Origin of the sequence: Microbacterium esteraromaticum (assembly GCF_014084045.1) — a bacterium.
Taxonomy (GTDB): domain Bacteria; phylum Actinomycetota; class Actinomycetes; order Actinomycetales; family Microbacteriaceae; genus Microbacterium; species Microbacterium esteraromaticum_D.
In genome coordinates this window covers 3,249,590-3,260,815 of the sequence record NZ_CP043732.1, presented here as the reverse complement: position 1 = coordinate 3,260,815, position 11,226 = coordinate 3,249,590, and the positions used below count along the sequence as shown (strand labels likewise).

Here is an 11,226-nt window from a genome sequence, read left to right as displayed (position 1 = left end):
TGAAGGAAAGGACCGATCGATGAGCTTCGACAGGCCCGGCACCGACCCCGACGAAACGTCCGGGGAGGGCAGGCGCTCCAGCGAAGAGGCACGACTCGACTGGCTGGACGACAAGGACGGCGCTCCCGACGATGCAGCCGCGGCTTCGCCTGCCGACGACGTCGCCCTGACCGACGAGCCTCAGGCCCGCGCAGACGCCCTCGAAGACGAAGACGCTCCGGCCGACGAGCCGGACGCCGATGACGATCTCGACGACACGGGGGTGCTCTATGAGGACCAGGTCGAGCCCGAGTACGGCATCCTCGGCTTCACCCTGCGCGAGCTGATCGTCGTCGGCGCATGGCTGGTCGGCTTCGTCGTGTCCTTCTTCCCGATCGGTCCGATCGGCGACACCATCTGGACGACCGGGATCCACTGGATCCTGATGATGGGCGTGCCGACCGCGGCGGTCTTCCTCGTCGTGCTGCGCCGGCTCTCGCCGGACGGCATCCGGCGGGTGGGATCGCTGGGGATCGACCAGTTCGCATCCGTCGCGGCATCCGTCGCCGCCGTCTCCTGGGCGCAGGTGCTGTGGCAGCAGGTCGCAGCCACAGCGGCGACCGGCGCCGTGCTGATCGGATGGGTCGCCATCGTCGGTCAGCTCGCCATGCTCGTGCTCGTCGCGGCGACGGTGTTCGCGCCGCTCCTGCCGCGGCTGCGCGAGGACTTCCACGGCAGGCTCGAGACGCTTGCCCACCGGAACGCCAACCCGGTCCGCCCTGTGATCTCCCGGCCGCGGCCCGAGCGCGAGCTCGTCCCTCCGCAGGCCGGCACTGTCGTCGACCACCGCACCGTGACCGACGACGACGACATCGCGCACGAGCGGACTGCGGCGACGGCCGCCGAGCCTCGCGTCGAGACCGCGCTGACGGTGGTCATCCCGGATGGACCTCAGGCATCCGACGCCCTGAACCAGACATCCGTGTCGCACATCGTGCCGCAGCCGGTACCGGTCGCAGAGCCCGCTGTGAGCGCGCCGGAGCCGAGTCTCCAGGACCAGGCCGCCCCGCAACGCGCCTCGGTCGGCTCTGCCGCGCCCGAGGACGAGGACGCGGACGACATCGAGGTGCTCTACAACACCGCTGCCGTCGAGGCGCTGCAGGACATCTTCGCCGTCGACGAGACGACGAATCCACGACGTCCCGTCGAGCACAACACGGCCCCTGATGGCGTCGCCGGCTCCGACATCCGCCCCGACCAGCTGGAAGACGCGGTCGAGGTCGGCACGGCTGCGGACGTCGCGGTCGGATCAGAGGAGCGCGTCGTGGAGCCAGAGGCCGACACCACAGCGTTCGACCTCGACGCAGAGCCGATGCTGCGCCGCAGCCGCGGCGAGCACGGGAACGGATCCGCTCCCGCCGCCCCCGGCCAGCCGGAGCCGTTCTGGATCCTCGCCCCGACCGAGCGCGACGTGCTCGACGAGCACGGTCAGCCGCTGTTCCGCATCGGGCCGACCGCGTGGGCGCTCGCGATCGAGGATCGAGGCGGGGCTTTCGTGGTGCGACATGAGGACGGCCGCATCGGCTACCTCCACGACATCTCCGACATCACGAAAGGCTGAGCGCGTGCGCACGATCGATCTCCGAGGGCAGTCGCTCTCTCCCTCCGACATGCTCGCCGCGGTGCCGCGGGCCACTCAGGCGCGTGCCGAGGCGCTGGAGGCCGCGGCAGCCATCGTCGAGGCCGTCCGCACCACGGGTGAGTCGGCGCTGCGCGATCAGGCCGAGCGCTTCGATCGTGTGAGCGGTCACGTCATCCGCGTTCCCGCCGAGCACGTGGCCGAAGCCGCGGCGTCGGTCGATCCCGCTGTGCGCGCTGCGCTCGAGGCGGCGATCGATCGGGTGCGTCGAGGCTCCGCCGCCCAGGTGCCCGCGGCGCAGAGCACCGACATCGGGCCGGGCGCCAGGATCACCCAGCGCTGGCAGCCCGTCACCCGCGCGGGCGTGTACATCCCTGGCGGCAAGGCGCCACTGGCATCCAGCGTCGTGATGAACGTCGTCCCCGCGCAGGTCGCCGGTGTCACCTCGATCGCCCTGGCCTCGCCGCCCCAGGCGGCGCACGGCGGGCGCGTGCACCCCACGATCCTCGCGGCCGCCGACCTGCTCGGCATCGACGAGATCTACGCGATCGGCGGTGCGGGTGCGATCGGCGCTCTCGCGCACGGCGTCGCGGACCTCGGCCTGGATCCGGTCGACGTCGTCTCCGGACCCGGCAACAACTACGTCGCGTCTGCCAAGCGCGTCGTGGCCGGAGTCGTCGGCACGGATTCCGAGGCGGGCGCGACCGAGATCCTGATCGTCGCCGACGCGGATGCCGATGCGACCCTCATCGCCGTCGACCTCATCAGCCAGGCCGAGCACGACGAGCAGGCATCCGCCGTGCTGGTCACCGACTCCGCCGAGCTCGCCGAGCGGGTCGCATCGAAGGTCGCCGAACTCGCGGCCACCACCGCCCACGCCGTGCGCGTCGCCGAGGCGCTCGCCGGTCCGCAGTCGGCCATCGTGCTCGTCGACGACCGTGCGATGGCGGAGGCGTTCAGCAACGCGTACGCCCCTGAGCACCTCGAACTGCACCTCGCGGATGCCGCCGAGGCCGCCGAACGGTTCACGAGCGCGGGCGCGGTGTTCGTCGGCGATCAGACGCCCGTCAGCCTCGGCGACTACATGGCGGGTAGCAATCACGTGCTGCCCACCGGGGGACAGGCACGGTACGCCGCCGGTCTCGGCGCGTACACGTTCCTGCGCCCGCAGCAGGTCATCGAGTACGACCACGCCGCTCTGGCCGAGGTGCGCGCGGGGGTCGTCGCCCTTGCGACCGCCGAGGTGCTGCCCGCGCACGGCGAGGCCGTCGAGGCGCGCTTCACGGACGCTCCCAGGTGAGCTGAAGGCGAGCGAGTAGGCTGACGGATCATGCACTGCCCCTTCTGCCGGCATCCGGATTCTCGCGTCATCGACTCGCGCACCAGCGACGACGGTCTGTCGATCCGTCGCAGACGGCAGTGCCCGGAATGCGGCGGACGCTTCTCGACGACCGAGACGGCGAGCCTCATGGTCATCAAGCGATCGGGCGTGATGGAGTCGTTCAGTCGCGACAAGGTCATCTCCGGTGTGCGGAAGGCCTGTCAGGGCCGCCCCGTGACCGAGGCCAACCTGGCTCTGCTCGCCCAGAAGGTCGAAGAGGCCGTGCGCCAGACCGGCGTCTCCCAGCTCGACACGAATGAGATCGGGCTCGCGATCCTCGGTCCGCTGCGCGAGCTCGACGAGGTCGCGTACCTGCGCTTCGCCAGCGTCTACCAGGAGTTCGACTCGCTGGAGGACTTCGAACGAGCGATAGGCGACCTGCGCGCCGATCACGCCACGGCGGGGAACGATTCCGACGACCGGTAACCTTGGGCAGTGATGTACTCACTGCTCTTCCGACACGTCCTCGCGCGCTTCGATCCCGAGTTCGCGCATCACGCCGCCATGGCGGTCATCCGCGTGCTCGGCGTGCCGCCCTTCTCGTGGGCGGCGCGGGCGCTGACCTCGCCGCGCCGCGGTCAGGAGGTGCGCGCCCTCGGCCTGGTCTTCCCCTCGGCGTTCGGCGTCGCGGCCGGCTTCGACAAGAACGGGGTCGGCGTTCGCGGCCTCGATGCGCTCGGCTTCGGACACATCGAGATCGGGACGGTGACGGCCATCCCGCAGGACGGCAACCCCAAGCCGCGCCTGTTCCGCCTCATCGCCGACAGGGCGGTGATCAACCGGATGGGCTTCAACAACGACGGCGCGGACGCGGCCGCGCAGCGTCTCGCCGCGCTGCGACGCCGTGCGCCGCGCGCCGTCATAGGCGTGAACATCGGCAAGAGCCGCGTCGTCGCCGTCGAGGACGCCATCGGCGACTACGTCACCTCCGCCACCAGACTCGCTCCGCTCGCCGACTACCTCGCCGTGAACGTCTCGTCACCGAACACTCCGGGTCTCCGCGGCCTGCAGGCGGTCGAGACGCTCGCGCCGCTGCTGCGCGCCGTCAAGCAGGCGGCGGGCGACACGCCGCTGCTCGTGAAGATCGCGCCGGACCTGCCGGACGATCAGATCGACGCGATCGCGCGCATGGCCGTCGCCGAAGGGCTGGCCGGGATCATCGCGCACAACACGACCATCTCGCGCGACGGGCTCGCCACCGACCCTGCCGTGGTCGAGGCCGCCGGTGCCGGGGGCCTGTCAGGCGCGCCGCTGAAGGAGCGCTCGCTCGAGGTCCTCGCGGTCGTGAAGCAGGCCGTGCCCGACGACTTCTGCGTCATCGCCGTCGGGGGAGTCGAGTCGGCTGACGACGTGCAGCGACGGCTGGATGCCGGTGCGACGCTCGTACAGGGCTACACGGCGTTCCTGTATCGGGGCCCGCTGTGGGCGAGGCAGATCAACAGAGGCCTGCGCCGCTGAGCGGCACAGGTCTCGTGGATCGTCCGCGGCGTCAGGCGGGGTACTGCCCGCGCTTGACCTGCGGCTTCGGAAGACGCATGAAGCGCATCTGCAGCGACCGCATCGCGGCATACCAGCCGAGGCCGCGCTCGCGGCGCTCGAGTCCGAACTTCGCCGCGACCTTCTTCTTCACGCGGATGCTCAGCAGCACCATGTCGGCGACTGCGAGGAGCATGTAGCCCCACAGGCCGACCATGGCCCACAGCTGCACCTCGCGCACGTCGATGAGGCTGAGCACGATGACCAGCAGCATCGCCGCCATCAGCCATTCCGAGATGTGCCAGCCGGCGTCCACGTAGTCGCGCACCCAGCGACGCTGGGGGCCGCGGTCGCGCGCAGGCAGGTACTTGTCCTCGCCGTTCTCCATGCCGATGCGCGCCCGATTGCGGCGCGCCTGCAGATCCGCCTTCGCCGCGGCGCGAGCCTCCTTGGTGTTCGCGACCAGCGGGCGGCGGTTGGCCGCCTCGCGCTCGGCGCGCGTAGGAGTGGCGCGTCCCTTGCCCACGGCGGGCGTCTCGGGGGCGTCGTCGGCTGCAGGAGTGGGGTTGGGCACGTTCGACCTCAGTTCGGAATCGGGTTCACCTTAAGATTACTCGCATGACATCCCCTGCATCTCCCGTCTCGTCCTCTGCGGAGACCGCGCTCCTCGAGGCGGTCTCGCTCGGCATCCCGTCCGCCCTGGCCGATCTCGGCGCCCTCGTGCGCATTCCGGGCATCGCGTGGCCCGCGTTCGATCAGACCCAGCTGCAGCGCTCCGCCGAGGCGGTCGCCGAGCTGGCGCGGGGCACGGGCGTGTTCGACGAGGTGCGCGTTCTGCGGGCCCATGTCGACGACACCGATGAGCTCGGCCAGCCTGCGGTGCTCGCGACCCGTGCGGCCCGCAACGGGCGACCGACGATCCTCCTCTACGCGCACCACGACGTGCAGCCTCCGGGGTCCGACGAGCTCTGGGAGACGCCCCCGTTCGAGCCGACGGTGCGCGACGGACGGCTCTACGGTCGTGGCGCCGCCGATGACAAGGCCGGGATCATGGCGCACATCGCGGCGCTTCGGGCGGTCGCCGAGGTGCTGGGCGACGACCTGGATCTCGGGGTCTCGCTGTTCATCGAGGGGGAGGAGGAGTACGGCTCCCGGTCCTTCGCCCGCTTCCTGCGCGACAACGCCGACGCGCTGCGCGCCGATGCGATCGTCGTCGCCGACTCGGGCAACCTCGACTCGAGCACGCCAGGCCTCACCGTCTCGCTGCGCGGCAACGCGCGCTTCACGCTCACCGTCCGCACCCTGGAGCACGCCTCGCACTCCGGGATGTTCGGCGGAGCGGTCCCGGATGCCATGATGGCGGCCGTCACGCTGCTCGCGACGATGTGGGATGCCGACGGCGCAGTCGCCGTCGAGGGCATGACCACGCGCGAGGCCGAGACGCCCGAGTACACCGAGGAGACGCTGCGCTCCGAGGCGGGGCTGCTCGGGGGTGTGACCCCGATCGGCCGTGACGACATCTACGGGCGGATCTGGAACAAGCCGTCGATCACCATCACGGGCATGGATGTCACCAGCGTCGCCGCGGCGTCCAACACGCTCCTTCCCGAGGTCAGCGTGGTCATCAGCGCGCGAGTGGCACCGGGGCAGGACGCGGCGGATGCCTACGCGGCGCTGGAGCGCCATCTCAGGGCCCATGCGCCCTTCGGCGCAGAGCTGACGTTCTCGGACATCGACCTGGGTGACGGCTTCCTGGTCGACACCTCAGGATGGGCGGTCGAGCTCACCCGCGAGGCCATGGGAGACGGCTACGGCGTGGACGCCGTCGACCTCGGGGTGGGCGGGTCGATCCCGTTCGTCGCCGACCTCGTGCGCGAGTTCCCGGGTGCGCAGATCCTGGTGACGGGCGTCGAGGACCCGCACTCGAGGGCCCACAGCCCGAACGAGTCGCTGCACCTCGACACGTTCCGCAACGCCGTGCGCACCGAGGCGCTGCTGCTGGCGAGGATGAACGAGCGGACCTCCTCCTGAGCCTTCCCGCCGATGTCGGCAGGGCCCGATGAGCGGCCCGGCCGACATCGGCGGCGGTAGAATCGAGCACGAGCAGCGAGACCGCGCTGCCCGTTGCAAGGAGTTGAGATGAGCGACACCACCCTGACCTCAGAGCCCACCGCCGCCCCCGCCCACGGCGTCTCGCTGACCGAGGCCGCCGCACTGAAGGTGAAGAGCCTGCTCGAGCAGGAGGGCCGTGACGACCTGCGTCTGCGCGTCGCCGTGCAGCCGGGGGGATGCTCGGGTCTGATCTACCAGCTGTACTTCGACGAGCGCTACCTCGAGGGCGACGAGACGGTCGACTTCGACGGCGTCGAGGTCATCATCGACAACATGAGCGTCCCGTACCTCGACGGCGCCTCGATCGACTTCAAGGACACCATCTCGGAGCAGGGGTTCACCATCGACAACCCCAACGCAGCCGGCAGCTGCGCGTGCGGCGACAGCTTCCACTGAGGCGCGCCAACCTGCGTGGTTGGCATGAATCGCGTGTGAGGTTGCCCTAGACTTGAGTTCGCTCCTGTCCGAGATCTGAAAGGTGCATCGTGCCCTCGAAACGCCGCCTTCGTTGGGCCGCGCTCCCGCTGGGAGCAGCGGCAGCTGTGGCCCTGGCGGGATGTACTCCCACCGAACTCCATGGATTCCTTCCGGGCTTCGTCGAAGACGGCACCCCCACGACCAACCAGACCGAGACGGTCGCCGGTCTGTGGGTCACGTCGTGGGTCGTCCTGCTTGCGGTCGGCGTGATCACCTGGGCCCTGATGGCCTGGGCCCTCGTCATGTACCGCCGTCGCAGCGGACAGACGGGCCTGCCCGTCCAGCTGCGCTACAACATGCCGATCGAGATCCTCTACACGGTGATCCCGCTGATCCTCGTGCTCGGCATGTTCTTCTTCACCGCACGCGACCAGGCCGACATCGAGACGCAGTGGGAAGAGCCGGATGTGCACATCACGGCCATCGCCAAGCAGTGGGCCTGGGACTTCCAGTACGACGGCGAAGATGACGATAACGCCGACGCCGTCTGGACCATGGGCGTTCAGGCCGACCCCGACGAGGCCGGCGACATCGACCGCGAGAAGTTGCCGACGCTGGTGCTCCCGGTCGACAAGAAGGTCACGATCGACCTGCAGTCGCGCGACGTCATCCACTCCTTCTGGATCATCGACTTCCTCTACAAGAAGGACATGTACATCGGCAAGGACAACTCCTGGTCCTTCATCCCCTCTCGCGTGGGCGAGTACGACGGCAAGTGCGCCGAGCTCTGCGGCGAGTACCACTCGATGATGCTCTTCAACGTGAAGGTCGTCGAGCAGGACGAGTACGACGCGTACCTCGAGACCCTGCGCGAGCAGGGCAACACGGGCGACATCTCCGACGCCTACGACCGACTCAGCAATCTCCCCGGCACCGGCGCGAGCACGGGCGCCGAGGAAGAGGAGTAAGCCATGACCACCACAGCTGAACCCACCACGGTGCCGGGCACGCGCTCGACCACCCTGCCCCCGCGTCAGGCGGCCCTGCTCACCTCCTCCCGTGTGGAGCAGAAGGGCAACATCGTGGTCAAGTGGATCACCTCCACCGACCACAAGACGATCGGCTACATGTACCTGATCGCCTCGGTGCTGTTCTTCCTCCTCGGTGGAGTCATGGCGCTGATCATCCGTGCCGAGCTCTTCGCGCCGGGCATGCAGATCGTGCCCACCAAGGAGCAGTACAACCAGCTCTTCACGATGCACGGCACGATCATGCTGCTGATGTTCGCGACGCCGCTGTTCGCCGGGTTCGCCAACGCGATCCTGCCGCTGCAGCTGGGCGCCCCCGACGTCGCCTTCCCTCGTCTGAACGCGTTCGCCTTCTGGCTGTTCACGTTCGGCTCGGTGATGGCCGTCGCCGGCTTCCTCACTCCGCAGGGCGCCGCGTCGTTCGGCTGGTTCGCGTACCAGCCGCTCGCCAACTCGTCGTTCTCGCCCGGTGTCGGCGGAAACCTCTGGATGCTCGGCCTCGGCCTCTCCGGCTTCGGAACGATCCTCGGTGCGGTGAACTTCATCACCACGATCATCACGATGCGCGCTCCTGGCATGACCATGTGGCGCATGCCGATCTTCTCGTGGAACACGCTGATCACGAGCCTGCTGATCCTGATGGCGTTCCCCGTGCTCGCCGCCGCGATCCTGGCCGCCGCGGCCGACCGCGTGCTCGGGTCGCACGTGTACGACGTCGCGAACGGCGGCGTGCTGCTGTGGCAGCACCTGTTCTGGTTCTTCGGCCACCCCGAGGTGTACATCATCGCGCTGCCGTTCTTCGGCATCGTCTCCGAGATCTTCCCGGTCTTCAGCCGCAAGCCGATCTTCGGATACAAGACGCTGGTCTACGCGACCATCGCGATCGCCTCGCTCTCGGTCGCCGTGTGGGCCCACCACATGTACGTCACCGGCGGTGTGCTGCTGCCCTTCTTCGCCCTGATGACGATGCTCATCGCCGTTCCGACGGGTGTGAAGATCTTCAACTGGATCGGCACCATGTGGCGCGGCTCGATCACCTTCGAGACCCCGATGGTCTTCGCCCTCGGCTTCCTCGTGTCGTTCGTGTTCGGCGGTCTGACCGGTGTCATCCTCGCGGCCCCGCCGCTGGACTTCCACCTCAGCGACTCGTACTTCGTCGTCGCCCACTTCCACTACGTGGTCTTCGGAACCGTCGTGTTCGCGATGTTCGCGGGCTTCTACTTCTGGTGGCCGAAGTGGACGGGGCGCATGCTCAACGAGCGCCTCGGCTACATCCACTTCTGGATGCTGTTCATCGGCTTCCACATGACCTTCCTCGTGCAGCACTGGCTGGGCGTCGACGGCATGCCGCGTCGCTACGCCGACTACTCGTCGTACGACAACTGGGAGTGGGGCAACCAGGTCTCGACGATCGGCGCCATCATCCTCGGCGCATCGATGCTGCCGTTCTTCCTCAACGTGTGGATCACGGCGCGCAAGGCGCCCAAGGTCACCGTCGACGACCCATGGGGTTACGGCGCGTCCCTCGAGTGGGCCACCTCGTGCCCGCCCCCGCGTCACAACTTCACGTCGATCCCGCGCATCCGCAGTGAGCGCCCGGCATTCGACCTGAACCACCCTGAGGCTGCAGAGCACCCAGTCGGCGTCGCAGCGGGAGAGGTCAAGTAAGTCATGCGCAGCAATGTCATCCTGTGGTGGTTCCTCATGGCGTTCTTCGTGGCCTGTGCCGCGATCTACACCATCTGGAACCTCGTCGACCCCTTCCACGGCTACGTGGAGTGGGTCGGCACCGTGGCACTTCTGTTCGTCGCCTTCATGAGCGCCATGATCGCGGTGTATCTGCACCGCACGTACCAGGCCCAGGGCGGCGAGCTGCCCGAGGACGTCCTGACGGCCGACATCGACGACGGCGACCCCGAGCTCGGCGAGTTCTCGCCGTGGTCGTGGTGGCCGATCGTCCTCGCCGGTTCCGCCGCGGTGTTCCTGCTCGGCCTCGCGGTCGGTCACTTCCTCCTGCCGATCGGTCTCGCGATCTTCCTCGTCGCGATCGTCGGCTGGGTGTACGAGTACTACCGCGGACACTTCGCGCGCTGACGCGCTGACACGACGAAGGAGCCCCTGGATGCATCCAGGGGCCCCTTCGTCGTCTCTGGGGCCTCAGAGGCGCGTGCGCACACGCGGTACGCCGGTGAGGGCATCGACGGGACGACGGTGCACGCCGTCGTGATCCTCGATGGGATATCCCTCGCGCACCCAGTACTCGAACCCGCCGATCATCTCCCGCACCGCGTACCCGAGCTTCGCGAACTCGAGTGCGCCCTTCGCACCCGCATTGCAGCCAGGGCTCCAGCAGTACACGACGACGGATGAGTCCGCGGGGATCTCGTCGGCGGCGCGCTCCTCGATCTCGCTGTAGTGCATGTGGATCGCGCCTGGCACCCGGCCCTGAGCCCACGCCTCGTCCGAGCGCACGTCGACGATCACCAGCTGCATCCCGGCCTTGCGTGCGGCGTGCACATCGCTGGGATCCGTCTCGTACTGCAGCTTGGCGGCGAAGAAGTCCTGTCGGTCGATCATGGTCGAAGCCTACTCCGCGGCCCGCGAGCGCCGAGAGACCATGACAGTCAGGCGCCGACCCGCGCGGTCATCTGCAGACGCCTCCCGTGGCGAGGGAGCCCAAGCGCCCGTTCGACGTCGACGAGACGCGTCAGGAACGGAGTGTCGGGACGCGTCTCGACGAAGCCGCACGTCTCGTAGAAGGGAGCATTCCACGGCACGTCCGCGTAGGTGCGCAGTGTGACCGTGCGATGCCCGCGCCGGGCCGCCTCTGCGAGGATCGCTTCCACCAGCATCCGCCCCGCCCCACGCCGTCCGAAGCGGGGGAGAACCGAAACCTGCTCGAGGTGAGCGTGCCCCTCGAGCTCCAGCAGGTGAGCGAACCCGATCACCTCGCCCGGTTGCAGTTCCGACACCAGCACAACGCCAGGAAGAGCGAGACGTTCCGTGGCGCCGTCGGGAGCCGGCCAGTCCTCGGCATCGAGCAGGTCGATGAGCAGCCGGTCTGCGGCAGCTTCGATCTCCTCGAGCCGAGCGGCGTCCTCGAGTGCGGCAGGGCGTACGACGAACGGCATGGGTCCCAGCCTATCGAGGGCTCGGAGACGACTGAGGGCCCGTCCGAATGGACGGGCCCTCAG

Annotated in this window: 12 protein-coding genes; 9 read left to right on the top strand and 3 right to left on the bottom strand. The window is 68.8% G+C overall.

Features of this window, described 5'->3' with window-relative positions:
- Nucleotides 1-19: 19 nt before the first annotated feature.
- The 4 genes from FVO59_RS15720 to FVO59_RS15705 are packed head-to-tail and all read left to right on the top strand — an operon-like array spanning nt 20 to nt 4,457.
- Nucleotides 20-1,600, top strand: coding sequence for a hypothetical protein (locus FVO59_RS15720; protein ID WP_259363304.1), 1,581 nt, complete (start codon nt 20-22; stop codon nt 1,598-1,600).
- 4 nt (nt 1,601-1,604) lie between these two features.
- Nucleotides 1,605-2,918, top strand: a complete 1,314-nt coding sequence (gene hisD, locus FVO59_RS15715; protein ID WP_259363303.1) for a histidinol dehydrogenase — start codon at nt 1,605-1,607, stop codon at nt 2,916-2,918.
- Nucleotides 2,919-2,948: 30 nt separating this feature from the next.
- Complete coding sequence (gene nrdR / locus FVO59_RS15710; protein WP_182253469.1) at nt 2,949-3,425, top strand: transcriptional regulator NrdR; 477 nt, start codon at nt 2,949-2,951, stop codon at nt 3,423-3,425.
- Nucleotides 3,426-3,437: 12 nt separating this feature from the next.
- The gene (locus FVO59_RS15705; protein WP_182256906.1) at nt 3,438-4,457 is read left to right on the top strand and encodes a quinone-dependent dihydroorotate dehydrogenase; all 1,020 of its coding nucleotides are present in this window, start codon (nt 3,438-3,440) and stop codon (nt 4,455-4,457) included.
- A 31-nt stretch (nt 4,458-4,488) separates the two neighbouring features.
- Here the strand turns inward: FVO59_RS15705 and FVO59_RS15700 are convergent, their stop codons facing one another.
- Nucleotides 4,489-5,049: a DUF3043 domain-containing protein gene (locus FVO59_RS15700; RefSeq protein WP_182253468.1), complete on the bottom strand. Its 561-nt coding sequence runs from the start codon at nt 5,047-5,049 to the stop codon at nt 4,489-4,491.
- 44 nt (nt 5,050-5,093) lie between these two features.
- Here FVO59_RS15700 and FVO59_RS15695 point away from each other — a divergent pair, with 44 nt between their 5' ends.
- The 5 genes from FVO59_RS15695 to ctaF all read left to right on the top strand — a co-directional run bounded on the left by FVO59_RS15695 (nt 5,094) and on the right by ctaF (nt 10,126).
- Nucleotides 5,094-6,506 carry a dipeptidase gene (locus tag FVO59_RS15695; RefSeq protein WP_182253467.1) on the top strand — a complete coding sequence of 471 codons (1,413 nt, stop codon included), beginning with the start codon at nt 5,094-5,096 and terminating at the stop codon, nt 6,504-6,506.
- 108 nt (nt 6,507-6,614) lie between these two features.
- On the top strand, nt 6,615-6,983 hold the full coding sequence (gene erpA / locus FVO59_RS15690; protein ID WP_182253466.1) for an iron-sulfur cluster insertion protein ErpA: 369 nt from the start codon (nt 6,615-6,617) through the stop codon (nt 6,981-6,983).
- A gap of 89 nt (nt 6,984-7,072) precedes the next feature.
- A complete protein-coding gene (ctaC, locus tag FVO59_RS15685; protein WP_182253465.1) occupies nt 7,073-7,972 on the top strand; it encodes an aa3-type cytochrome oxidase subunit II in 900 nt (299 codons plus the stop codon).
- A 3-nt stretch (nt 7,973-7,975) separates the two neighbouring features.
- The gene (gene ctaD / locus FVO59_RS15680; RefSeq protein WP_182253464.1) at nt 7,976-9,700 is read left to right on the top strand and encodes an aa3-type cytochrome oxidase subunit I; all 1,725 of its coding nucleotides are present in this window, start codon (nt 7,976-7,978) and stop codon (nt 9,698-9,700) included.
- Between the two features lie 3 nt (nt 9,701-9,703).
- Entirely contained in the window at nt 9,704-10,126 is a 423-nt protein-coding gene (gene ctaF, locus FVO59_RS15675) for a cytochrome c oxidase subunit 4 (protein ID WP_182253463.1), read from the top strand.
- A 63-nt stretch (nt 10,127-10,189) separates the two neighbouring features.
- Here ctaF and FVO59_RS15670 read toward each other — a convergent pair whose 3' ends face one another.
- Nucleotides 10,190-10,609 carry a rhodanese-like domain-containing protein gene (locus FVO59_RS15670; protein WP_182253462.1) on the bottom strand — a complete coding sequence of 140 codons (420 nt, stop codon included), beginning with the start codon at nt 10,607-10,609 and terminating at the stop codon, nt 10,190-10,192.
- A gap of 47 nt (nt 10,610-10,656) precedes the next feature.
- The gene (locus FVO59_RS15665; protein ID WP_259363553.1) at nt 10,657-11,226 is read right to left on the bottom strand and encodes a GNAT family N-acetyltransferase; all 570 of its coding nucleotides are present in this window, start codon (nt 11,224-11,226) and stop codon (nt 10,657-10,659) included.

Excerpts from the sequence above, each read along its gene's own strand:
- FVO59_RS15720 (WP_259363304.1), top strand. The coding sequence starts at position 20 with ATGAGCTTCGACAGGCCCGGCACCGACCCCGACGAAACGTCCGGGGAG.
- nrdR (WP_182253469.1), top strand. The coding sequence starts at position 2,949 with ATGCACTGCCCCTTCTGCCGGCATCCGGATTCTCGCGTCATCGACTCG.
- FVO59_RS15705 (WP_182256906.1), top strand. The coding sequence starts at position 3,438 with ATGTACTCACTGCTCTTCCGACACGTCCTCGCGCGCTTCGATCCCGAG.
- FVO59_RS15695 (WP_182253467.1), top strand. The coding sequence starts at position 5,094 with ATGACATCCCCTGCATCTCCCGTCTCGTCCTCTGCGGAGACCGCGCTC.
- erpA (WP_182253466.1), top strand. The coding sequence starts at position 6,615 with ATGAGCGACACCACCCTGACCTCAGAGCCCACCGCCGCCCCCGCCCAC.
- ctaD (WP_182253464.1), top strand. The coding sequence starts at position 7,976 with ATGACCACCACAGCTGAACCCACCACGGTGCCGGGCACGCGCTCGACC.
- ctaF (WP_182253463.1), top strand. The coding sequence starts at position 9,704 with ATGCGCAGCAATGTCATCCTGTGGTGGTTCCTCATGGCGTTCTTCGTG.
- FVO59_RS15670 (WP_182253462.1), bottom strand. The coding sequence starts at position 10,609 with ATGATCGACCGACAGGACTTCTTCGCCGCCAAGCTGCAGTACGAGACG.